Source organism: Bacteroidales bacterium (assembly GCA_021648725.1).
Classification (GTDB): domain Bacteria; phylum Bacteroidota; class Bacteroidia; order Bacteroidales; family JAADGE01; genus JAADGE01.
This window is the reverse complement of sequence record JAKISF010000043.1, coordinates 1-22,277: the sequence shown is the minus strand read 5'-3', so window position 1 is coordinate 22,277 and position 22,277 is coordinate 1. Positions and strand designations below refer to the sequence as shown.

Annotated in this window: 24 protein-coding genes and 1 pseudogene; 16 read left to right on the top strand and 9 right to left on the bottom strand. The window is 30.6% G+C overall.

What is annotated here, in order from left to right; genetic code table 11:
• The 5 genes from L3J35_12670 to rocD form a co-directional block, all read left to right on the top strand.
• On the top strand, positions 1 to 525 hold a 525-nt coding region (locus L3J35_12670), incomplete at its 5' end, for a BamA/TamA family outer membrane protein (protein ID MCF6367040.1).
• Between the two features lie 110 nt (positions 526 to 635).
• Positions 636 to 1,148 carry an OmpH family outer membrane protein gene (locus L3J35_12665; protein MCF6367039.1) on the top strand — a complete coding sequence of 171 codons (513 nt, stop codon included), beginning with the start codon at positions 636 to 638 and terminating at the stop codon, positions 1,146 to 1,148.
• A 154-nt stretch (positions 1,149 to 1,302) separates the two neighbouring features.
• Complete coding sequence (locus L3J35_12660) at positions 1,303 to 1,842, top strand: OmpH family outer membrane protein (GenBank protein MCF6367038.1); 540 nt, start codon at positions 1,303 to 1,305, stop codon at positions 1,840 to 1,842.
• An 84-nt stretch (positions 1,843 to 1,926) separates the two neighbouring features.
• Positions 1,927 to 2,739: a glutamate racemase gene (murI, locus tag L3J35_12655; GenBank protein MCF6367037.1), complete on the top strand. Its 813-nt coding sequence runs from the start codon at positions 1,927 to 1,929 to the stop codon at positions 2,737 to 2,739.
• Positions 2,740 to 2,894: 155 nt separating this feature from the next.
• Positions 2,895 to 4,106, top strand: a complete 1,212-nt coding sequence (rocD, locus tag L3J35_12650; protein ID MCF6367036.1) for an ornithine--oxo-acid transaminase — start codon at positions 2,895 to 2,897, stop codon at positions 4,104 to 4,106.
• A 67-nt stretch (positions 4,107 to 4,173) separates the two neighbouring features.
• Here rocD and L3J35_12645 read toward each other — a convergent pair whose 3' ends face one another.
• Positions 4,174 to 4,995, bottom strand: a complete 822-nt coding sequence (locus L3J35_12645) for a hypothetical protein (GenBank protein ID MCF6367035.1) — start codon at positions 4,993 to 4,995, stop codon at positions 4,174 to 4,176.
• A gap of 130 nt (positions 4,996 to 5,125) precedes the next feature.
• Here L3J35_12645 and hpt point away from each other — a divergent pair.
• From hpt to L3J35_12630, 3 genes and pseudogenes are all read left to right on the top strand, one after another.
• Positions 5,126 to 5,659: pseudogene (hpt, locus tag L3J35_12640) on the top strand (hypoxanthine phosphoribosyltransferase).
• On the top strand, positions 5,642 to 6,259 hold the full coding sequence (locus L3J35_12635) for an adenylate kinase (protein MCF6367034.1): 618 nt from the start codon (positions 5,642 to 5,644) through the stop codon (positions 6,257 to 6,259). The pseudogene hpt and the gene L3J35_12635 overlap by 18 nt, the downstream one beginning before the upstream one ends.
• 145 nt (positions 6,260 to 6,404) lie before the next feature.
• Positions 6,405 to 6,761, top strand: coding sequence for a hypothetical protein (locus L3J35_12630; protein MCF6367033.1), 357 nt, complete (start codon positions 6,405 to 6,407; stop codon positions 6,759 to 6,761).
• 261 nt (positions 6,762 to 7,022) lie between these two features.
• On the opposite strand, the gene L3J35_12625 is transcribed toward L3J35_12630, so the two are convergent.
• Positions 7,023 to 8,576, bottom strand: coding sequence for a hypothetical protein (locus tag L3J35_12625; GenBank protein MCF6367032.1), 1,554 nt, complete (start codon positions 8,574 to 8,576; stop codon positions 7,023 to 7,025).
• A gap of 3 nt (positions 8,577 to 8,579) precedes the next feature.
• On the bottom strand, positions 8,580 to 9,566 hold the full coding sequence (nadA, locus tag L3J35_12620) for a quinolinate synthase NadA (GenBank protein MCF6367031.1): 987 nt from the start codon (positions 9,564 to 9,566) through the stop codon (positions 8,580 to 8,582).
• Between the two features lie 574 nt (positions 9,567 to 10,140).
• Here nadA and rpiB point away from each other — a divergent pair.
• The gene (gene rpiB, locus L3J35_12615) at positions 10,141 to 10,572 is read left to right on the top strand and encodes a ribose 5-phosphate isomerase B (protein ID MCF6367030.1); all 432 of its coding nucleotides are present in this window, start codon (positions 10,141 to 10,143) and stop codon (positions 10,570 to 10,572) included.
• 83 nt (positions 10,573 to 10,655) lie between these two features.
• On the top strand, positions 10,656 to 11,099 hold the full coding sequence (locus L3J35_12610; GenBank protein MCF6367029.1) for an Rrf2 family transcriptional regulator: 444 nt from the start codon (positions 10,656 to 10,658) through the stop codon (positions 11,097 to 11,099).
• Here L3J35_12610 and L3J35_12605 read toward each other — a convergent pair.
• A complete protein-coding gene (locus tag L3J35_12605; protein ID MCF6367028.1) occupies positions 11,068 to 11,454 on the bottom strand; it encodes a VanZ family protein in 387 nt (128 codons plus the stop codon). The two genes, L3J35_12610 and L3J35_12605, sit on opposite strands and share 32 nt — an antisense overlap.
• 3 nt (positions 11,455 to 11,457) lie before the next feature.
• On the opposite strand from L3J35_12605, the gene hemW reads away from it, so the two are divergent.
• Entirely contained in the window at positions 11,458 to 12,591 is a 1,134-nt protein-coding gene (gene hemW / locus L3J35_12600) for a radical SAM family heme chaperone HemW (GenBank protein MCF6367027.1), read from the top strand.
• A gap of 4 nt (positions 12,592 to 12,595) precedes the next feature.
• Here the strand turns inward: hemW and L3J35_12595 are convergent, their stop codons facing one another.
• On the bottom strand, positions 12,596 to 13,312 hold the full coding sequence (locus tag L3J35_12595; protein ID MCF6367026.1) for a hypothetical protein: 717 nt from the start codon (positions 13,310 to 13,312) through the stop codon (positions 12,596 to 12,598).
• A gap of 52 nt (positions 13,313 to 13,364) precedes the next feature.
• Positions 13,365 to 13,751: a hypothetical protein gene (locus tag L3J35_12590; protein ID MCF6367025.1), complete on the bottom strand. Its 387-nt coding sequence runs from the start codon at positions 13,749 to 13,751 to the stop codon at positions 13,365 to 13,367.
• A gap of 72 nt (positions 13,752 to 13,823) precedes the next feature.
• Here L3J35_12590 and L3J35_12585 point away from each other — a divergent pair, with 72 nt between their 5' ends.
• The 4 genes from L3J35_12585 to L3J35_12570 are packed head-to-tail and all read left to right on the top strand — an operon-like array spanning position 13,824 to position 17,799.
• A complete protein-coding gene (locus L3J35_12585) occupies positions 13,824 to 14,363 on the top strand; it encodes a hypothetical protein (protein ID MCF6367024.1) in 540 nt (179 codons plus the stop codon).
• A gap of 10 nt (positions 14,364 to 14,373) precedes the next feature.
• A complete protein-coding gene (locus tag L3J35_12580; GenBank protein MCF6367023.1) occupies positions 14,374 to 15,186 on the top strand; it encodes an SDR family NAD(P)-dependent oxidoreductase in 813 nt (270 codons plus the stop codon).
• Positions 15,186 to 15,620, top strand: coding sequence for a GNAT family N-acetyltransferase (locus L3J35_12575; protein ID MCF6367022.1), 435 nt, complete (start codon positions 15,186 to 15,188; stop codon positions 15,618 to 15,620). The genes L3J35_12580 and L3J35_12575 overlap by 1 nt, the downstream gene beginning before the upstream one ends.
• Before the next feature lie 16 nt (positions 15,621 to 15,636).
• Positions 15,637 to 17,799, top strand: coding sequence for a tetratricopeptide repeat protein (locus L3J35_12570; GenBank protein ID MCF6367021.1), 2,163 nt, complete (start codon positions 15,637 to 15,639; stop codon positions 17,797 to 17,799).
• A 6-nt stretch (positions 17,800 to 17,805) separates the two neighbouring features.
• On the opposite strand, the gene L3J35_12565 is transcribed toward L3J35_12570, so the two are convergent.
• Entirely contained in the window at positions 17,806 to 18,255 is a 450-nt protein-coding gene (locus L3J35_12565; protein MCF6367020.1) for a hypothetical protein, read from the bottom strand.
• 182 nt (positions 18,256 to 18,437) lie between these two features.
• Between L3J35_12565 and L3J35_12560 the strand changes: the two genes are divergently transcribed.
• Complete coding sequence (locus L3J35_12560; protein ID MCF6367019.1) at positions 18,438 to 19,319, top strand: hypothetical protein; 882 nt, start codon at positions 18,438 to 18,440, stop codon at positions 19,317 to 19,319.
• 30 nt (positions 19,320 to 19,349) lie between these two features.
• Here the strand turns inward: L3J35_12560 and L3J35_12555 are convergent, their stop codons facing one another.
• Both L3J35_12555 and L3J35_12550 read right to left on the bottom strand, forming a co-directional pair.
• Positions 19,350 to 21,914, bottom strand: a complete 2,565-nt coding sequence (locus L3J35_12555) for an adenosylcobalamin-dependent ribonucleoside-diphosphate reductase (protein ID MCF6367018.1) — start codon at positions 21,912 to 21,914, stop codon at positions 19,350 to 19,352.
• A 216-nt stretch (positions 21,915 to 22,130) separates the two neighbouring features.
• The coding region (locus L3J35_12550) for an ISAs1 family transposase (GenBank protein MCF6367017.1) at positions 22,131 to 22,277 on the bottom strand (147 nt) is incomplete at its 5' end.

The following is a 22,277-nucleotide window of genomic DNA, read 5'->3' as shown; positions in this document are numbered from 1 at the left end:
AAATGGATTGAATACCACAAATGGACATTTAAAGCACAATGGTTTTCTTCAATATGGGGTGATCTTGTATTCCATACAAAAACAGAATTTGGCTTACTTGGGTTTTACAATAAGGATATAGGCTATTCTCCCGTTGGAGGATATAGTGTCGGAGGAAGCGGTATGTCATACTATTCTTACGGTGTTGATATAGTTGGGTTAAGAGGATATGAAGACAGTAAACTGACACCGGAAAAAGGTGCAAATATATACACAAAATATACGATGGAACTTAGGTATCCGGTTGTTTTAAGCGAGTCTGCAACAATTTTCGGCTTAATATTTACTGAAGCCGGAAATGCTTGGTACGATACAAAAAACTTTAACCCGTTTAGTATCAAAAGATCTGCCGGTGTAGGCGTAAGAGTTTTTTTACCGATGCTGGGGCAACTCGGGTTTGATTGGGGTTACGGTTTCGACAATCAACCCGGAGAGGGTGGACCGCACGGCGGAGAATTCCACTTTACAATGGGACAACAATTTTAATAATGTTTCTGTATAATAATTTATTTGCATCATTTTTGCAATTAAGATAACAGAAGAGAAGCAAATCTCGGACAAACGTACAAGTAATTAATAATTAAAATATTAGAAAAATGAAAAAATCAATCGTATCATTATTGTTAATCGGACTATTCTCACTGCCTACTTTTGCTCAAAAAAATGCTTACGTAGATACAGAATACATTTTAAGTAAAATTCCTGCTTATGAAAATGCACAAGCTAAATTAGATGCTCTTTCAGAAGGCTGGAAAAAAGATATTGAAAATAAATATAAAGAAGTTGAACAAAAATACAAAGAATATCAAACCGAAGCACCGCTTTTATCTTCCGAAATGAAAAAACAAAGAGAAGATGAAATAATAAAATTGGAAAACGAAGCAAACAAGCTGAAAGATAAATATTTTGGTAATGAAGGCGAACTGTATAACAAAAGGCAAGAACTTGTAAAACCCATTCAAGACGAAGTTTACAACGCCATAAAAGAAATTGCAACAGAAGGCAATTACGGTTTTATTTTCGACAAAGCCGCTGATATGTCATTAATTTATACCGATCCGAAATTTGACATCAGCGACGATATTTTGAAAAAACTCGGATATAATTAATAATTAAATAAATAACACAAAAACATGAAACACCCATCCTAAAGCTTTATAACCCCAAGGGAATGACTGTTGCATTCTCCAAGTTTGAAAGGAGTAAAAAAGGCTCACATGCGGATGTTCCTATGTGATAATTAAAAACAATAAAAAAAGACACATGAAAGTTTTAATAAGATTAAGTGCAGTAGTATTTTTGTTGACAGTTGTTATGGGAACAACATCAGCACAAAAATTAAAATTCGGACATACAAATTCTCAAAAATTAATTGACGAAATGCCCGAAACTAAAAAAGCAAAAGAAGAATTAGAAGCTTTAACAGCAAAATACACAACTCGTTTTCAAGAAATGCAAACCGAATACCAGAAAAAAGCAACTGAATTCTCTGAAAATGAACAATTAGCTGATGCAAGCCCCGAAAAATGGGATGATCTTACAAAAGAAGATAAATACAGTGAAATTATGGGACTTCAACAAAGACTTCAAACTTATGAAGCTAGCGTTCAGCAAAAAATAAATGATAAACAAATTGAATTGTTGACACCAATAAGCGAGAAAGTTCAAAAAGCAATAAAAGAAGTTGCCGAAGCAGGAGAATACATCTATATTTTTGATGAATCTACCTTATTGTATTTCTCAAAAACACAAAGTATTGATGTTACCGATGAAATTAAGAAAAAATTAGCAGCAACTGAATAATAAGCAAAATTTTTGCTGAAATAATAAACCTGCATTTTCTTTTCTGACAAGTGCAGGTTTATATTGTTTTTAACATAAGTCTATATGACAAAAACAGACAAAAATCAAGCAATCGGAATTTTTGATTCGGGTGCAGGAGGTTTAACCGTTGCTTCGGCAGTAAAAAATCTTTTGCCCGAAGAAAAAATCATTTATTTCGGAGATACTGCACACCTGCCCTATGGCGATAAATCTACCGAAACAGTTAAAACATATTCTTTAAAAATAACCGACTTCCTTCTCGAAAGAAAATGTAAAGTTATTTTAATTGCATGCAACACTGCATCAGCTGCTGCGTATGAAGCCGTAAAAAAAAGAGCCGCAGAAAAAGCAATTGTAATTAATGTTATTGACCCCGCAACAGAATTTGTTGCAGAACAAGAAAACTTGAAAAAAATAGGAGTAATCGGCACAAAAGGAACAATCCAAAGCGGAAGTTATACAAAAAAAATAAAATCAATACAGAAAAATAAAGAAGTCGTTTCCCTGCAAACACCTCTTTTAGTACCTATGATTGAGGAAGGTTTTATATACGACAATATCAGCAACTCTATAATCAAAGAATACTTATCTAATGAAAAACTGAACAATATTGACGGTCTTATTTTAGCTTGTACCCACTACCCTATTATAAAAAATCAAATTCGAAAATTCTACAATTTTAAAACAGCAGTAATAGACTCCTCTGTTGTTGTTGCCCAAAAGTTAAAAGAAATTCTTACAGAAAATAATTTATTAAATTCAAATAAAAAAACTCCCGAACATGAATTTTTTATTTCGGATTATACAGTTTTTTTTAAAACACTGGCTGAAATGTTCTTTGATGCTGAAATAAATTTAAAAACTAAAAAGCTATAATATAACTTTCAAAAATTCCTGTTGCTAAACATCAAAAAAAAATAACTGTAATTCATAATTTCTGATTAAAAATTTTCTTTAATTTGTCATTATTTTTAATACGAATACTTTAGTTCGTACTGTTTTATTTTACTCACTTTTAAAACTTTATTCCAATGACAAGTCAAGATTATATTAACAGAGAAGATAAATTCGGAGCTCATAACTACCACCCCCTTCCGGTTGTATTAGAAAAAGGCGAAGGCGTTTTTGTTTGGGATGTTGACGGTAAAAAATACTTCGATTTCTTGTCAGCATATTCAGCTGTAAATCAGGGACATTGCCATCCTAAAATAATTAATGCAATGGTTGAGCAAGCAAAAGTTTTAACATTAACTTCTCGTGCTTTTTATAATAACGTTCTCGGAGAATTTGAAGAATATGTAACAAAATATTTCGGTTACGACAAAGTTCTGCCCATGAACACAGGTGTCGAAGCAGACGAAACAGCTTTAAAACTTGCAAGAAAATGGGGATACGAAAAAAAAGGAATACCCGAAAATGAAGCAAAAATTATTGTAGCTGAAAATAACTTCCACGGAAGAACAATTACAATAATTTCAATGTCAACCGACCCCGATGCATATACTAATTTCGGACCTTATACTCCGGGGTTTGTTACAATTCCTTATAACGACCTTGGTGCTTTAGCTAAAGAATTAGAAGACGAAAATATTGCAGCATTTCTTGTTGAACCTATTCAAGGTGAAGCCGGCGTATTTGTTCCTGACGAAGGATACTTAAAAAAAGCTTACGATTTATGTAAAAAAAATAATGTTCTTTTTATTGCCGATGAAGTTCAAACCGGAATTGCAAGAACAGGTAAATTATTAGCAGTTGACCACGAAGGTGTTCGTCCTGATATATTAATCTTGGGAAAAGCATTATCGGGAGGAGCAATGCCTGTTTCTGCTGTACTTGCCGATGATGATATTATGTTAGTAATTAAACCCGGAGAACACGGTTCTACTTTCGGAGGAAATCCGGTTGCCTGTAAAGTTGCTATTGCTGCTCTTGAAGTTATTAAAGATGAAAAATTAGCCGAAAATGCAGAAGAATTAGGTAAAATTTTTAGAGACGAATTAAGAAAAATTGATTCTGAAATGGTTGAACTGGTAAGGGGAAAGGGCTTGCTTAATGCAATGATTATTAAACCTAAAAACGGTAAAGAAGCTTGGGATGTTTGTATGAAATTACGAGATAACGGACTTCTTGCAAAACCTACTCACGGACACATTATTCGTTTTGCTCCTCCGTTGGTTATAAATAAAGAACAAGTTATTGAAGCAACAAATATTATAAAAGAAACTATTTTATCGTTTGAATAAAACGAATTTTAATGAATTTTACAAAAAAAGAGAATATCTTCATATTCTCTTTTTTGATTTATAAGACTCACTCAATATTCTTATTTAAAGTGTACCCTAAACCGAATTGCATATAATATCCCAAAACATTATGGTTTATAAATGCCAAATCAAAAACTACATCCTTATAATTATACCCTAAACCAAAACTATATTTTACAGGATTAGTTGCAACACCGGCTCTTAAAAAAAGTCCTCCCGCTACATTATATTCCGTACCGCATCTTACAACAGCTTTTTGCTCTATGTCTTTTTCGCCTTCGAGAGTAAACAAAACTTTTTCCGAGAATTTATAACCCGCACCTAATCTAAAAATAGAAGTAAGCGTTTCGTCTGTTCCGTAAAATTTAGCACGCCAAGGATTAAAAACATGAGCTCCTATAAACAAATTTTTGATCGGTTCTGCAATCATACCGAATTCTCCTACTGCAATTCCCGTTATGCCGTAATTTAACTGTGCTCTTCTGAAATAGTCCAGCTGAATGCCCGCCGTAAACCTTTTTCCTAATCTTTTTGCATAAGCTAAGCCAAATTTACTGAAATTTGAATATTCATCTCCTGAATATGAATAATTGAGCCCTGCACTTCCATATTTTTCAGTAGGAATTGCAAAAGCAAATGCAGTTTGTCGAAAAGCATTAACATTATATAAATTCGAATAAAATAAACCTACCGAAAGACCGTTAATATCTGATAATCCTGCCTGATTATGATATGAAGACCAAATATCTGTAAGCACAACCCCTGAACCTGCTGTTCCTCCTTGCCTGGCACCAATTTCTACTTGATGTTGTGCATAAGAAATATGGCTTATAATAAAAATAGATACTAAAAATAAAACTTTTTTCATACTCATTAAACTTAATTAATTTGGAAACTCAATATTAATAAAAATTTAACTCATTTTCCACATTTCAAACAAAAAACATTTTTTTTTTTACCTTTGTAGCTTTTAAAAATTCAGGCTTCAAAAACAAAAAATTATGAGAATTAGGCTTCACGATAAAGACTTTGATTTAACTATTCCGACAAAACGTATTCAAGATGTTGTTCAAGATATGGCAGATGAAATGAACGCCCAACTTCTTGGTAAGGATGTTGTTTTTGTTGCAATCCTTAACGGTGCGTTTATGTTTGCATCAGATTTATTTAAACGAATTGAGTTTAATGCATATATTTCTTTTATTAAATTTGCTTCGTATGAAGGAACAGAATCAACCGGAAATGTAAAAAAACTAATAGGCCTTAATGAAGATTTAACCGGAAAAACTGTTGTTATTTTGGAAGACATTATTGATTCCGGCATAACAATGGAAAAAATTGTTGATCAAATTAATGAACTCGGACCGAAAGAAATAAGAATTGCAAGTTTATTAGTAAAACCTGATGCTTTCTTAAAAAATTACAATATTGATTACATAGGAATGGAAATCCCTAATGATTTTATTGTAGGTTACGGGCTTGATTATGACGGTTTAGGGCGAAATTTAACAGCAATATTTACTAACTCTGAAGCTGCTCAAAACAGAACAATATCGAAAGTTAAATACTTTCTTATTTTCGGACCTCCCGGATCAGGAAAAGGAACACAATCTAAGAAAATTATCGAAAAATATAATCTTGTGCATTTATCAACCGGTGATATTCTGAGAAAAGAACTTGAAATAAATTCACGCCTCGGACAAATAGCAAAAAGTCACATGAATAAGGGCGGTTTGGTTCCCGATGATATTATTCTCGGTATGGTTGCAAAAGAAATTGAAGCAAATAAAGGAACATCCGGAGTTGTACTTGACGGTTTTCCCAGAACAGTTGACCAAGCAAAAGGCCTAGATAAACTCTTGTTAAATAAAAACTACGAAATTTCTGCAATGTTTGCATTAGATGTTGACGAAGATGAATTAGTAAGGCGATTATTAGAAAGGGCAAAAATTGGAGGCAGGGTTGATGATACACCTGAAATTATCGCGAAAAGAATTCAAACTTATAAACTTACAACCGCAAAAGTTGCCGAATACTATTCGGAACAAGGCAAGCTGCATGAAATAAACGGTGTGGGCGATATTGACAATATATTCAGTAAAATAGCTTCAATAATTGATTCTCTTAAATAATTTATAAAAACTGTATCGGTTATACAATTCAATTTTATAAAACCGATTATGTTTTATTATACTTTTAAGGTATTTTTTAAACAATTTTTATCTTTGTTAAAAAAAAAAATACTTCATTTGTATTTTAAAATAGATTAATAAAAAAATGAGTAAAAAAAGAATTCTGTTAGATTTTGAAAAACTAAACCAAGAAATTAAAGAGCAAGTAAAATTATCTTACCCTGAAGGGTTTACTCAACATTTAATTGAATATACAGATATAAAAGGTAACAGCGTAAGTGCTTTGCCTTTTGAAACAGAAGATAAAATATATTTGATTCGTATGTCTGTAACAGTTGCTCAACAACTAATAACAGATGATTTTGATTATGATGATGACGGATTCTTAAAAGAAGAAATAAAGGAAATATATACCGATAAATATACCGACCCGGAAGAAGATGACGATGAACCGGAAGATGACTTCAATGACAGTTTTGATGTTGATGCCGAAAATCTTTAAATTAGGGCTTGCTGAAAAACGCTAATATATTTATTTTTCAGTCATTTATAAGATTATTTACATATACAAGTGCAAGGTTTTTAATTCATTTCGCCCTATTTCCCTGCACTTGTGTAAAATATTTTAGCTGCCCACAGGCACACTATCTTTCAAATTTCTCTTATTTCGCAGTATTTATATACGACTTCAAACGAGAAACTTGAAATCTAATGCACCTGTGAGCTTTTCAGCAAGCCCTACTTATAATATCAATTAACATTTTTAGTTATTTTTAATTTTTTGTCCGTCAATTTTATATTTTTTGTTTGCTTTATATTCGGTTAAAGTTTCTAAGTTTCCTTCTTTATCATATTTTTTCCACTTTCCTGTTTTATTTCCTACTGCATATTCAGCAATAAGTTTAATTTTTCCGTCAGGATAGTAGTGTTTGTGTTTACCGTCAGGAAAACCTTCAATATAATTACCTTCAAATTTAAGTTTGTTGTCAGAATAATATTGTTTCCAAACTCCTTCTTTTTTTCCTGAAACATATTTTCCTGTTTCAATAAAATCATTTACTGAATATTTCCATTCTCCGCTTTTCATTCCGTATATATAATTTCCTCTTGAAAGTGTATCCCCTTCTTCGGAAAGTTCATAGAAAAATCCTTCTTCTTTTCCTTTTTTGAATTTTCCTGTTCTTCTTAAATTTCCGTTTTCATAATACCAAATCCAAATTCCTGAGTATTTTCCGTTTTTATAAACACCTTTTTGCTCTGTTTTACCCGACGGAAAATAAAATAACCATTTTCCTTCTTTTTTTCCGTTTACAAACTTTCCGGAAGATCTTATTTTACCGTTATCATAAAGAAACTTCCACTCTCCTTGTTTTTTATCTTTTTTATCAACAATTCCTTCGCCTATTATTTTTCCGTCATCAGAATACGTTTTTGATGCAATTACTTTTCCTTTTTCATTAAAAGTTTTGTGTATTCCTACGGGTTTATTTTTAATAAAAGTTCCTTTGTTTTTAATTTTTCCGTTCGGGTAAAGTTCTTTAACTATTTTGATTTTATTTTCAGGTTTTTCATCTTCTGTAAGAATTTGCAATTTACCTTCGATATAATATTCTGATTTTATGAGTTCTCCGTATGGATTATATTCTCGATAATAACCGTTTAAAATATCATCTTTATAATTCGCATAAGTTTTTATTTTATCATTGCCGTAAAATGTTTTCCAAACTCCTTGCTTTTTTCCGAACTTATCTTTTCTGTTTAATTTTTCTGAATTAATTATGTTGTTATAAGAATATTTTAATATTAAAATAATATTACCGGTTGTGTCAAAATGTTTTTCATATCCGTTTTTATAATTCTTTTCAAACTCTATTGTTTTTGATAAACGGGCTCTGTCATCATAATAATAAGATTTACCGTTTTTTTCTCCGTTAATATATAATTCTTTTGAAATAAGAACATTATTTACATAATCGGAATCATTAATAAGTTTGTATTTTTTATAATATCCACTTTTTATATTATTTTTATAATCAATAACTTCTGTTAGATGTCCTTGCCTGTCGTAAAATCTCCAAACGCTGTCTAATTTTTCATTTTTTCTGTTTCCTTCGGTTTTTAATTTACCGGAAGGATAATAAGATTTCCAATACCCGACAGGTTTACCGTTTTTCATGTTTCCTTCACTTGATAAAGTTCCGTCGGGATATGTGAATTTATTATAACCGTTAGGATTTATTTTTTGAGCTTCAAGTTCTTGTTGAAAACTAATAAGTAAAATAATTATCGAGATTATATGTAAAAAATGTTTATTCATATTTTAGTTTGAAAGATCAAGCATTGCTTTAATAGGAATATACGCTTTTTTCCTGATATCTTCATCTACTTTAATTTCAGGAAGTTCATATTTTAAACAACTATAAACTTTTTTGATATTGTTTAATTTCATAAACTCACATTCACTGCAAGCACATTCAGAATCTTCTCCCGGAGCGGGAATAAAAAATTTATTCGGACTTGCTTTTTTCATTTCATGAATAACACCCGGTTCTGTTGCAACAATAAACGTTTTTGCATTATCTTCTTTCGTAAAATTAATTAAGCCGGAAGTTGAACCTACATAATCTGATATCATTGTTATTTGTTTAGGACACTCGGGATGTGAAATTATTTTAGCATCGGGGTTTTGCTTTTTTTGCTCTAAAATTCCTTCCAAAGAAAATTCGTTATGAACATGACAAGCTCCGTCCCAAATAACCATTTCTCTTCCTGTTATTCTGCTTATGTGGTTTCCGAGATTCTTGTCCGGTCCGAAAATAATCTTTTTATCTTTCGGAATTGATTCTATAATTTTTTTTGCATTTGAAGATGTACAAACAATATCTGTTAAAGCTTTAACTTTTGCAGTTGTATTAACGTAAGAAACAACTACATGATTTGGATGTTGTTTAATAAATTCTTCAAAATCTACATCCGGGCAACTGTCGGCAAGGGAACAACCCGCATTTAAATCGGGAAGTATAACTTTTTTATCGGGAGAAAGAATTTTAGCAGTTTCAGCCATAAAATGTACACCTACAAATAAAATAATATCAGCATTTGTTGTAGCGGCTTTTTGTGAAAGAGCAAGACTGTCGCCAACAAAATCCGAAATATCTTGAATAGCACCGTCAACATAGTAATGAGCAAGTATTACGGCATTTTTTTCTTTTTTTAAAAGATTTATTTCTTTAATTAAATCTGTTTTTTCGTTTTCGTCAATATTTATAAAACCGTTTTTCTTTATTTCTTCAATTTTATTTAACATCTATATATTTATTATAATTTAATTTAAAAATATTAATGATAATGATTATAGTCTGTTAATTATTTTATAAAAATATGTTTTTTTTCTTGCATTTGTCATTTTTAAAAAAATATTAACAATTTTTAAAATGCTTTTATATTATTAACTTCCTAAAATTTAATATATTATTTTATATTATTAACAATTATAAAAATGTATTGAAACATTAAATTTTTAATAAGTTTTTTAAGTTTTTGTATTAAAAAATTGTTTAAAAAAATATGTAAATATTAAAAATTATACTTGTGTAATATTAAATTCTTTCTATACTGATAAAATGGTTTTCTTTGCAAAAATAAGTTTTAATTTTTTAGATTAAAATTATCAACTGTTTATTAAAAAAACATGATAAAAATAACAAGCTGAAAACTAATAAAATGACAATAGTTATTAACAGTCTGTTTATAATATAAAAACATAACAATCTTATATAACTACCTGTTTTTTAGCTATTTAAAAAAACATTAAATTACTGTAAATGTTAAATTGATTTAGTAAAGTTGTATTTCTGATAAAATTTTCAAAGATTAAAAATATGAAAAAAATAGCATTGGCAAGCGACCATGCCGGTTATGAAACAAAACAAGTGTTAATAGAAATGTTAAAAAAACAAGGTCATAAAACTAAGGATTTCGGAACATACTCTGTTGAAAGTGCGGATTATCCGGATTTTGCTCATCCGATGGCATCAGCTGTCGAAAACGGTGATTTTGATTTAGGAATTTCACTTTGCGGCAGCGGAAACGGAATAAATATGACTGTAAATAAACATCAGGGGATTCGTTCGGCATTATGTTGGAATGTTGAGATTGCGGAACTTGCAAGACTGCATAATGATGCAAATATTTGTTCTTTACCTGCAAGATTTGTGAGCGTTGATTTAGCAAAAGAAATTGTTAATAAATTTTTAGAAACAGATTTTGAGGGGGGAAGACATATAAAGAGAATTGAGAAAATACCTGTATAATAAAAACTAAAAATAAAAGAATAAAAGACTTTTTATTCCAAATAACAAAAAATGCTTATATTTGAGGATTATAATAAAAAAATATGATTTCAAACACCTGTAAATATGGAATAAGGGCCATTTTGTATATTGCCGTTCACGAAAAAGAAGAAAAAAAAATAGGTATAAAGAAAATAGCGGAAGATTTAGAATTACCGGGCCCGTTTTTGGGAAAAATAATGCAAACATTGGCAAAACAAAAAATATTAAACTCTGTAAAAGGTCCTCACGGAGGATTTAGTTTAGCAAAAGAACCAGGTTCTATTTCTTTGTATGATATTGTAAAAGTTATTGACGGAGTTGATGTTTTTCACGAATGTTTAATAGGGATTAAGATATGTGAAAATAATCCGGAATATACAGACCTATGCCCGTTTATGGAAAAATCTCATGAAGTAAGAGACAAGCTGATGAAAGTTTTTAAAGAACAAACAATTGGTGATTTTGCAAAAGGAATCAAGAGTCTTGAAGAAATTTTGAAAATATAGAAGTTTTGTAAAAAAGTAAAGAAGAAATAGTTATTCCGATAAGATTTGCAGTTAAATCAAAAAAACTTCCGTTACGACCGAAAATAAAAAATTCTTGAATTATTTCAATAATTCCGCTTAAAAATAACAAAGATAAAAGTACCGACAAGATTAAAACACTTGTCGGTACTTTTATGTTATTTTTGATGTCAATTAAACTTGCTGAAGTTAAAAGAAAATACATAAAAAAATGAATAAGCTTATCAAAATGAGGAATATTAATAATCCTTATTTTTGAAGTAGTTTCGGCAGGTAATAAACTTAAAAGTAAAACAAAAAGAAGAACTAATATTGTTTTATAATATTTTAAAATCATTGTATGTCAGGTGTTTATATTCATATTCCTTTTTGTGCAAAAAAATGTTATTATTGCGATTTTTATACAAGCCTTTCAATAATACACAAAGAAAAATATATACAAGCAATTGTAAAAGAACTAAAATTACGACAAAATTACACAGAAAGCAGAAAAATTGAAACTATATATTTCGGCGGCGGAACACCGAGCCTTTTAAAACCGTCTGAAATTCAACATATTATTGATGAGATTTTAAAAATTTTCCAAATTAAAAAATATGCTGAAATAACTCTTGAAGTCAATCCGGATGACATTAATGAGCAATATGTAAGCAAATTAAAAACAACTAAAATTAACAGAATAAGTATTGGCTTACAATCTTTTTTTGATAAAGATTTAAAACTTATGAACAGACGACATTCTGTCAAAGAAAACTACAAAGCAATTCAAATTCTTAAAAATAAAGGATATACAAATATAAGCGGAGATTTGATTTACGGTTTGCCTGACATGAACACAGAACATTGGAAAAAAAATCTTTCGGAATTTTTTAAATTAGAGATTCCGCATTTGTCTGCTTACCACCTTACTTATGAACCCAATACTGTTTTCAGTAATTTTCTGAAAAAAGGAAAAATAAAGGAAATAAAGGAAGAAGAAAGTGTGATACAATTTGAATTATTAATTTCAGAAGCAAAAAAGCATAATTTTATACATTATGAAACTTCAAATTTTGCAAAAGAAGGCTTTTTTTCAAAACATAACACCTCTTATTGGCAACAAAAATCATATTTAGGGTTAGGAGCATCGGCACATTCATATAATTTAAAATCAAGACAATATAATGTTTCAAACCTTAAAGAATACATTAAAAGAGTAGGAGAGGGCAAAGATTTTTTTACAAAAGAAGAACTAAGCACAAGCGATAAATATAATGATTATATAATCACAACTTTACGAACAATTTTTGGAACAGATTTAAGCTATATTGAAGAAAATTTCGGAAAGAAGCACTATTTATTTATTAAAAAACAAACAGAAAAATTATTAGAACAAAAGTTGTTAGTTACAGATAATAATAAGATTAAAACAAGCAAGAAAGGCAAGTTTGTTGAAGACATGATTTTAGAAAAGTTATTCTTTGTTGAAGAATAATAAGCTAATGAAAAGAGTTCATCAAATTATGATGAAGTTCACTTACAACACGCCTGTGAAACCCGGGATAAATTCTTTTATCTCTGAATTTTGAATCGCTCTTAAAAAATGTTCTGTGTGTTATTTTAGTTTGCCCGTTTTCGGCTTCAGACAACATAATTTTTTGAGAGCCTTCCGAAACACCGTTATTCATATAACAAAATTGAATTATTTTATTTTCATCGTCAACATTTGCAACTTCATACGCAACAACTAATTTTTTAATGCCCTTTAATAAATCCAGCCGAATAAAAATAATTTGCCCTTCTTTTAATCCGGAATACTCGTCATTTACATATATTAATTTATTTTCCGGTTTTGAATATAAAAACCCGAATTTTACAAGATGCCCTGAATAGCTCTCTTTAAGGCTGATGTTTTTATATTGATCCCAAACTGTATTTATATTCTCATCAATAAAATATATATCATTTTGAATAGTATATTTTGAAGAGTCTTTTTCATTATAACATTTGGGAAACAGCTCATTAAACGAAACAATATTTTTTAAGTATTTATTTTTTATAAACTTTTTCTTTCGTTTTTGTAAAACTTTAGTTAAATCAACAGAATCAATATTTGATTGAGAATAAGATAAATTATCGGAAAAAAGAAAAAAAATCAACAAAAAAGCAATGTAAACTTTTGAATATGTGCTGGTTATAGGAAAAACAAATATCATAGATTTTGAAATAATACTTTAAAGAAACAAAAATTTTTAATTTCTAAAAAAATTATCGATGTTTTTCTCTTTCTCGCCAAGTTTCAATAGGAGCAACATCTTCCTCAATTACATCTTCTATATAAACCTCAAAAGTTTTTGCATCAACAACAAAAATATAATAAGGTTCAAACCAAGATTCTTGATTATATCCTGCCTGAATGTAAAACTCCGGATGTTCTTCTGTAGGGGCATCAATAATTAAAGATATTGATTGCTCACCGTTTGTCATTGCATTTATTTGAATATTTGCTTCTTTATATTCCGGGAGAACTTCAACGGCTTTTATGGCTTTGTCTTCTGCTGTTTCTTCAAATTCAGCAACGGTTTCAGTTGATGAGTCTTCACAACAGATTAACAACGAAACAAACGATAATAAAATAATAAAACGACACTTCATACCCGAATTTTAAATTAAGCTACTAACTTACAAAATTTATTTATTCTTAAACAATTATTATTTTTGCAGAATATGGAAGCTTTTTTGGGAATAAAAATAGGAATATATAATACATGGATTTTATCTTTGATATATTTTGTAACAAGCATGGGACTTTTAGCACTATTTCCTAAATATAATATTTCAAAATTTATTAAAACACCCGGAATTAAATATATTACACAAGCAAATTACATTTTATACTACGGGTTTCTGTTTTTTAGTATCTTTATACCGATAAAAACAGGAACAATGTTTTTTTACATCGGAACATCGTTTTATACTTTAGGTTTGATATTATATACATTATCAATGTTTTATTTTGCAATATCTGAATATGATAAACCGGTAACCGAAAAAGTTTACAAAATATCAAGACACCCGGTTTATTTGTCATATTTTTTGATAAGCATAGGAATTTCAATTTCAGGAGCGTCAATAATTTTATGTATTATTGCAATTTTACATTTTATATCAACATATTTTATTGCAAAAGAAGAAGAAAAAAAATGTATTGAAATATACGGCAGCGATTATTTAAGTTATATGAAAAAAGTAAGAATGTTTTTATAAATATTTAAAAATGGATTTAAAGGATAAAGTAATTTTAATTACAGGCTCAACAGACGGAATAGGAAAAGAAACAGCTAAAAAGGTTGCGGAACAAGGAGCAAATTTAATTATTCACGGAAGAATAAAACAACGGGTTGAAGCAACAGAAAAAGAATTATCTGCAATTTGCAAAAACAAAGTTTTTGGTGTTACCGCAGATTTTTCAAACTTACGAGAAGTTAGTTCCGTAACAAAAATAATAATAGAAAAGTATTCTAAAATAGATATTTTATTTAATAATGCTGCGGATTTTTTTCATGACAGAAGTATTACAAAAGACGGCTTTGAACAAACATTTCAAGTAAACTATCTGGCTCATTTTTTATTAACATACAAACTTTTACCCTTACTGAAAGATGTTGACGAAACTTCAAAAATATTAAATGTAACGTCTATGATACATTCGTCGGAAATTGATTTTGAGAATTTGCAAGGAGAAAAAAACTATTTCGGCAGCTCGGCTTATTCTCTCTCAAAACTTTTAAATATTTTACACACATATAAATTAGTTGAAGTTCTTTCAGAAGAAAAAACAAAAGCTAATTGCCTACACCCCGGAGTTATTGAAACAAAATTATTAAATGCCGCTTGGAGCGGGGGTGCACCGGTAAGTGAAGGTGCCAACACAATGTTATATGCGGCAACAAGCCCGGTAACCGAGCAAATGAGCGGTTTATATCTCGAAAACAGAAGACCTGTGCAAAGCAACCCGATAACTTACGATAAAGAAATACAAAATAAACTTTGGGACATAAGTTTAAAAATGCTGAAAGATTATTTATAATGGAAATAAAAGTAATAAAATTTACTTCTGAAAATAAAGAGCAGCTTGAAAAAGCGTTTCAAATAAGAACAAAAGTATTTGTCGAAGAGCAAAATGTTGACAAAGATCTTGAATATGACGGACTTGACAAAAATGCAATTCATTATTTGGTATATTATAATAAAAAAGCTGTAGGAACCGCAAGGCGAAGAATTACAAAAGAAGGACATAAATTAGAAAGGTTTGCCGTTTACAAAGAATACAGAGAAAAAAAAATCGGAGCAGCCTTAATTGTTTTTATTTTGAAAGAACTTCTTCCCTCAGAATCTAAAATATACTTAAACGCACAGGCCGCAGTTGAAAAATTTTATGAAAAATACGGGTTTAAAAGAGTAGGGGAGATGTTCACGGAAGCAAACATTGAGCACTACAAAATGGAATACGCCAAAAAATAAAAAGAATCTTGTAAATATGAAAAGAGAAAGAAAGGCAAAGCAAGAAACTAAAAAAGTAAGTAATAATTTTCGCAGCCCGAAAAAAGAAAATTTAATAAACCAAAGCTCCGGAAATAAATCTACTTTTCTTTGGCTGTTCTTAATTGTTGTTCTTACAACTGTTGCATATTATCCGACTTTTGACAATGAAATAACTTCTTGGGACGATGAGTTTTATTTGAATGATAATCCATATTTAAAAGACCTAAGTGCTGAAAGCATTAAAACCCTTTTTAAAACAGATACATACTATATGGGAAACTATCATCCTTTGTCAATGGTTTCTTTATCAATAGACTATGCAATAGGAGGAGAAGATAAAAACGGAAATATTAATCCGTTTTTGTACCACTTAACAAATTTGGTTTTACATATTTTGGTGAGTTTGTTTGTTTTTTGGTTTGTATTACTTCTTTTAAAAAACTTTAATATTGCAGTTATTGCGGCTCTTCTTTTTGGTGTTCATACAATTCATGTTGAATCGGTTGCATGGATATCTGAAAGAAAAGATGTTTTATATGCCTTCTTTTTTGTGGCATCTTTAATCAGCTACTTAAAATATGTTGACAAAAAGAAATTGGTTTGGTACTTTGCTGCACTTCTTTTGTTTCTTCTTTCTCTGTTTTCAAAAGGACAAGCAGTGTCGTTAGCCATCACAATAATTTTGATTGACTGGATCAGAAAAAGAAACTTTTTTAACACTAAATTAATCGCAGAAAAAATACCGTTTTTGGCATTAGCCGTTATTTTTGGTCTTATTGCAATAGGTGCTCAACAAGAAAGTGAAGCATTAGTTGATGAGCAAGGCTATGATTTTTTTCAGCGAATAGGAATTGCCTCTTACGCTTTTATGCAGTATTTATACAAGCTGGTATTACCGATTAATTTATCGGCAATTTATCCGTACCCGGATATTATAAAACAAACAATTCCGAATTTATATTATTTAATGATATTGCCGGTCGGGTTTATCATATATTTAACAATTAGGCTGTTTAAAAAAGGAAAAACAATATTAGTTTTCGGAATTGCATTTTTTGTTGCCAATATTTTGTTGCTGTTGCAATTTATTCCGGTCGGAAGTGCTGTTCATGCAGACAGATATGCATATATTCCGTCAATAGGATTTTTTATTTTAGTTTCCGCTCTGCTTATCAGGCACATAAAAAACAAGCCGAAACATAAGAACATTATTTTCGGTTTAACCGGAATGTATATTATTTTACTTACCGCCTTAAGCTTTATGCGGTCAGATATTTGGCAAAACAGTGAAACATTATGGACAGATACAATAAAAAAATCTCCGAACTCAGTAATTGCATGGAATAATTTAGGCAGTTTAAAAGACAGGCAAGCAGTAAAAGCATTTGAAGAGCTACGCTATAATGATGTAAAAAAGTTAAGAAGAGAAGCAATCGAGCATTTTTCAGAAGCAATAAAGGGAAAACCGGATTATCGTAATGCTTTTTATAACAGAGGAGTGTCCAAATTTGAATTAGGAAAATTAAATAACGATACAGTTTTGATAGCAACATCAATAAAAGACTTTACAAATGCTTTAACTGAGGACGGTCAATTTTCCGATGCATATCACTATCGAGCAAATGCCAAATCGGAACTCGGCAAATTAGATGCAGCAATGAAAGACTATAATCTTGCAATTGATTTGATGCTGAATAAGGAAAGCAACAAAGGTTTGCACTTCTATTATTCAAACAGAGGTATAACAAAAGGAAAGTTGGGAGATTATGACGGAGCAATTGCTGATTTTGACAAAGCATTAAGTATTACTCCCGAAGAATCGGGAGCATATTCCAACAGGGGAAGAGCAAAGATGTTAAAAGGTGATACGGAAGATGCAATAAAAGATTTTAATACAGCAATAAGTTTGGATCCGAAACATTTTTCAGCATATTTAAACAGAGCAGTTGCTAAGCAAATTTTAAAAGACTTTGATGGAGCAATTATTGACTATACAAAAACAATTGAACTAAATCCGAATTCTGCCGAAGCATATTTTTCAAGAGGAAAGTTACTTATAATAATGAATAAAAAGACAGAAGCATGCTTTGATTTAAACAAAGCACAAGAACTCAGACATCCTTTAGCCGAGATATTCATTGAAAATTATTGTAAGTAATCAGACCTAATCTTCTAAAAGAGAATTAATAGTGTTTTCTAATTTTTTAACTCTAAGCTTTAACTTAGATATTTCGTTATATAAATCAATATCTGTTTCTTGTTTTTCGGTTTCAATTTTTTCAACATCAGAAACAAAATGCCTTGTATCTCCCCACCAGGCAAAAGTTTTAAAACGTTCAACATAAGTAATTTTAACATACTGCCCCTGAAGAGATTTTAACTTTTCAATAGCCTCTTTTTGATTATCAAGCACCGAAAAATAAAAAGTTTGTTCTCCGGAAACCCCCTGGCTTACAATACCTTCATAAGTTTTAAAAAGCACCCCTTTTTTACTTATTTTAACAAGTTTCCCGGAGCGAGAGCCTTCACTTAAAGGAACGTAATATACAAACGCATAAAAAGCACTGAATCCAAAGATAATTACGGCAACGGCTATTATTAGAAATTTTTTCATATAAATCAAACGATTAAAAGTTTATGTAAAAGTAATAAATTCTTTTTAACAAGACAGAAAAAAAAGAATTAATATAAGTAACAGACATTCAGAAAAATAAACGATAAGAAAAAATAAATATTTTAAAAATGAAACCAACGGCACAATTTTTCGTACATAAATATAAACTCAAATAAATTTTTTTGAAAAAAATTGCTTATATATTGCTTTTTTTAATGTTTTCCTTTTTTAATATTCATGCACAAACGTATGATATTTTTGAAGGAGATACAATTAATTATACCGATGCAAATCATAACAAACAAGGATATTGGGTTGTTTTTAAAAACAGAACCTCTCAAAAACTTCAAGAGGGAATGTATTTTCAAGGAAAAAAAGACGGAGTTTGGAAGTCGTATTATGTAAACGGAAACTTAAAATCGTTGATTACTTACGTTAAAGGTGAAAAAAGCGGAGAAGCCAAAATATACTACGAAAACGGAAACATAGCCGAAGAGGGAACGTGGGTTGTAGATAAGTGGGTAGGGAAATATAAATCTTATTACAAAAACGGAAAACTTTCTTATTTGTGGAATTATAATGATTACGGAAATCGTTCGGGTTACCAACAATATTTTTACAAAAACGGAAATAAAAAAATAGAAGGAGAATGGATAGACGGAAAAGAACACGGCGTAATTAAAGAATACTACGAAACGGGAACTTTAAGGGTTGAAAAAAACTTTTCACTAGGAGAGTGTGATTCTGCAACAATTAAAACATATTCTGAAAATGAAATACCGGACGATATAGTAATTGAAATCAGAAAAGACAGCATTATTTCAAAAAACTCAAATATTGATACTATTGTTATTGAAAAAAATGATTCCTTAGAAATTTTCTCAGGAACAGGATATCATATTTTTTACAATATAAATAAAAGAACAGAAAAAGAAGGAGAGTTTGTTAACGGAATTCTTATTAACGGTAAACAATATTTTTATAATAACTCAGGAGAATTAGAAAAAACAGCAATATATAAAAACGGAAAAATAGTGAAGTTTTTAGAAAACAAAAAACAATAAAAAAGACCTTCAAAATGAAGGTCTTTTTTATTATCCGCATTTTGAAAACCCGCAGGACTGGCAAATTAAGCAACCCTCCTGATAAACTAATGAATCTGAGCCGCACTCAGCACAAATCTTCCCTTTTTTTGCCTTTGTTCCGTCCGGAATATAATTTTTTAATGCTCGCTCAATACCTTTTTTCCAAGTATTAATCGAACCGGAGCCGAACTGAAGAGACGAAATAAGATTTACGGTATGTTGTACCGGCATTCCGTGCCTTAAAACGCCGGAAATTAATTTTGCATAATTCCAGAATTCGGGATTAAACTTGTAAGACAAACCCTCAATTGTAATATTGAAACCAAATTTATTCGTATATCTGAAATCATATCTTTTTGAACCGTCATCAAAGCGCTGTTTAATAATTTTTCCTTTTGTAATAGACCTCGGAACAGGAAGAGCATCTTCTTCCGAACGACCGGAAAAAATTTCATAAGGCAAACCGTCTTTAACTCCGATAAAGGCAATCCATTCTTCCTCATTATTACTGAAATGAATAACATCTGCACTTAGTTCTTTCGGTCTTTTTGTATGCTCTTCTGCTTCTTTTTTTGTTTTGTTGTCTGCAGCAAGAAGCACTCCGTCTCGAGAACCGTCTCTGTAAACGGTAACACCTTTGCACCCACTCTTCCAGGCTTCAAGATAAACATCTCCTACAAGTTTTACGGTAGCATCATTCGGTAAATTAACAGTAACACTTATTGAATGATCAACCCATTTTTGAACTTGACCCTGTAACCTTACTTTATTAAGCCAATCTACATCATTAGAAGTAGCCTTATAATAAGGAGAGTTTTTTATTAATGAATCAATATTTTTGCTGTCAGATTTTTTAGCTTTTCCGGAATTAATTCCGTTTGCTTCCATCCATGTTATAAATTTATGGTGAAAAACATTATATTCTTCCCAAGAATCCCCGGTTTCATCAACAAAACTTACAGTAACATCTTGGTCGTTAGGGTTTACTTTTCGTCTTCTTTTGTAGAAAGGAAGAAAAACCGGTTCTATTCCTGATGTTGTTTGAGTTAAAATACTTGTAGAACCCGTAGGAGCAATTGTTAATAAAGAAATATTTCGCCTTCCGTGTTCTTGCATTTCGTTGTATAATTCCGGGTCTGCATCTTTAATCCTGCTTACGAAAGGGTTATTTTTTTCTCTTTCTGAATTAAACACCTCAAAAGCTCCTCTTTCTTTTGCCATTTCAACAGAAGAACGATAGGCTTCAACAGCCAGTATTTTGTGAACTTGTGTTGAAAAGTCCGTAGCATTATCACTTCCGTATCTTAAACTTAATGCTGCAAGCATATCCCCCTCTGCAGTAATTCCTACGCCTGTTCTTCTTCCCTTAATAGCCTTTTCTTTAATATTTTCCCAAAGGTTTTTCTCTGTTCTTTTTATTTCTGCTTTTTCAGGGTCTGAATTAATTTTATCAAGGATACCGTCAATTTTTTCCAACTCTAAATCAATAATATCATCCATAATTCTTTGAGCATAACGAGAATGCTCTTTAAACTTATCAAAATTAAATTTTGCCTCTGACGTAAAAGGATTATCAACATAGCTGAACAAATTTATGGCAAGCAAACGGCAACTGTCGTACGGACACAAAGGAATTTCTCCGCACGGGTTTGTTGAAACGGTTTTGAAACCTAAATCAGCATAGCAGTCAGCAACAGATTCATTTATTACGGTATCCCAAAAAAGAATTCCCGGTTCTGCTGACTTCCATGCATTATTTATAATTTTTTTCCAAAGTTTTCTCGGATTTATTGTTTTTTTTATTGAGGGTTTTTCAGAATCAATCGGATATTGTTGTTGGTATGGTTTGTTTTCAATAACGGCATTCATAAAAACATTATCAATTTTTACAGAAATATTTGCTCCTGTAATTTTTCCTGCTTCTAATTTTGCATCAATAAAGTCTTCTGCATCCGGATGTTTAACAGAAATAGATAACATTAAAGCACCCCTTCTCCCGTCTTGTGCCACTTCTCTTGTTGAATTAGAATACCTCTCCATAAACGGAACAACACCGGTTGATGTTAATGCACTGTTACTTACAGGGCTTCCTTTTGGGCGAATATGAGAAAGATCATGACCGACACCGCCTCTGCGTTTCATAAGCTGAACCTGTTCTTGGTCAACCTTTAAAATGCCGCCGTATGAGTCTGCAGGATTATCATCTCCTATCACAAAGCAATTTGATAACGAAACAGCTTGAAATTTATTTCCGATACCGGACATAGGGCTTCCCGCAGGAATAATATATTTAAAGTCTTTTAACAAATCAAAGATTTCGTTTTCGGACAAAGGGTTTGGGTATTTTTTTTCTATACGAGCAATTTCTTTTGCCAGCCTTTTGTGCATTTCTGCCGGACTTTTTTCATAAATATTACCAAAAGAATCTTTTAAAGCATATTTATTTGTCCAAACTTTGGCTGCTAACTCATCTCCTTTGAAATATTTTTTAGCTTCTTGAAAAGCTGTTTCGTATGAGTACCCGACAGGTTTTGTTTTCACAGAAAAAGCCGTGATTTGATTTTTAATTTGCATCCGAAAAAATAATTTTTAAATAGTAGAAAATATGGTTTTTCAAAAGTAGTTCAAATCCGGCTTTGTGCAAAGTCCGGTTATTAAAAGAACCATTGTTAAAAAGCCTGAATAAATTGAAAATCAACAAGTAAATATGTTAATAACTTTAAAAACGAAAAATAGAGATTATAATTAAGGAATATAGAAAAAAGAAAAGGCTTTTTTTACAGGGCAAACTCATACTTTAATATTTAATACTTTTAGCAAATAGTCATTATTCCAGCCGGCTTTAAGTCTTTTGCCGGCAATTCCTTGTTTTGTTGTTGTTTCATTTTTTAATAGATTTAATGCTATTTTTAAGAGAACAGAGTAATTTTGTGCAGC

What these genes read in the sequence shown, in the direction of transcription:
- L3J35_12665 (MCF6367039.1), top strand. Translation starts at nt 636, where the DNA reads ATGAAAAAATCAATCGTATCATTATTGTTAATCGGACTATTCTCACTG.
- L3J35_12660 (MCF6367038.1), top strand. Translation starts at nt 1,303, where the DNA reads ATGAAAGTTTTAATAAGATTAAGTGCAGTAGTATTTTTGTTGACAGTT.
- murI (MCF6367037.1), top strand. Translation starts at nt 1,927, where the DNA reads ATGACAAAAACAGACAAAAATCAAGCAATCGGAATTTTTGATTCGGGT.
- rocD (MCF6367036.1), top strand. Translation starts at nt 2,895, where the DNA reads ATGACAAGTCAAGATTATATTAACAGAGAAGATAAATTCGGAGCTCAT.
- L3J35_12645 (MCF6367035.1), bottom strand. Translation starts at nt 4,995, where the DNA reads ATGAAAAAAGTTTTATTTTTAGTATCTATTTTTATTATAAGCCATATT.
- L3J35_12630 (MCF6367033.1), top strand. Translation starts at nt 6,405, where the DNA reads ATGAGTAAAAAAAGAATTCTGTTAGATTTTGAAAAACTAAACCAAGAA.
- L3J35_12625 (MCF6367032.1), bottom strand. Translation starts at nt 8,576, where the DNA reads ATGAATAAACATTTTTTACATATAATCTCGATAATTATTTTACTTATT.
- nadA (MCF6367031.1), bottom strand. Translation starts at nt 9,566, where the DNA reads ATGTTAAATAAAATTGAAGAAATAAAGAAAAACGGTTTTATAAATATT.
- rpiB (MCF6367030.1), top strand. Translation starts at nt 10,141, where the DNA reads ATGAAAAAAATAGCATTGGCAAGCGACCATGCCGGTTATGAAACAAAA.
- L3J35_12610 (MCF6367029.1), top strand. Translation starts at nt 10,656, where the DNA reads ATGATTTCAAACACCTGTAAATATGGAATAAGGGCCATTTTGTATATT.
- L3J35_12605 (MCF6367028.1), bottom strand. Translation starts at nt 11,454, where the DNA reads ATGATTTTAAAATATTATAAAACAATATTAGTTCTTCTTTTTGTTTTA.
- hemW (MCF6367027.1), top strand. Translation starts at nt 11,458, where the DNA reads ATGTCAGGTGTTTATATTCATATTCCTTTTTGTGCAAAAAAATGTTAT.
- L3J35_12595 (MCF6367026.1), bottom strand. Translation starts at nt 13,312, where the DNA reads ATGATATTTGTTTTTCCTATAACCAGCACATATTCAAAAGTTTACATT.
- L3J35_12590 (MCF6367025.1), bottom strand. Translation starts at nt 13,751, where the DNA reads ATGAAGTGTCGTTTTATTATTTTATTATCGTTTGTTTCGTTGTTAATC.
- L3J35_12585 (MCF6367024.1), top strand. Translation starts at nt 13,824, where the DNA reads ATGGAAGCTTTTTTGGGAATAAAAATAGGAATATATAATACATGGATT.
- L3J35_12580 (MCF6367023.1), top strand. Translation starts at nt 14,374, where the DNA reads ATGGATTTAAAGGATAAAGTAATTTTAATTACAGGCTCAACAGACGGA.
- L3J35_12575 (MCF6367022.1), top strand. Translation starts at nt 15,186, where the DNA reads ATGGAAATAAAAGTAATAAAATTTACTTCTGAAAATAAAGAGCAGCTT.
- L3J35_12570 (MCF6367021.1), top strand. Translation starts at nt 15,637, where the DNA reads ATGAAAAGAGAAAGAAAGGCAAAGCAAGAAACTAAAAAAGTAAGTAAT.
- L3J35_12565 (MCF6367020.1), bottom strand. Translation starts at nt 18,255, where the DNA reads ATGAAAAAATTTCTAATAATAGCCGTTGCCGTAATTATCTTTGGATTC.
- L3J35_12555 (MCF6367018.1), bottom strand. Translation starts at nt 21,914, where the DNA reads ATGCAAATTAAAAATCAAATCACGGCTTTTTCTGTGAAAACAAAACCT.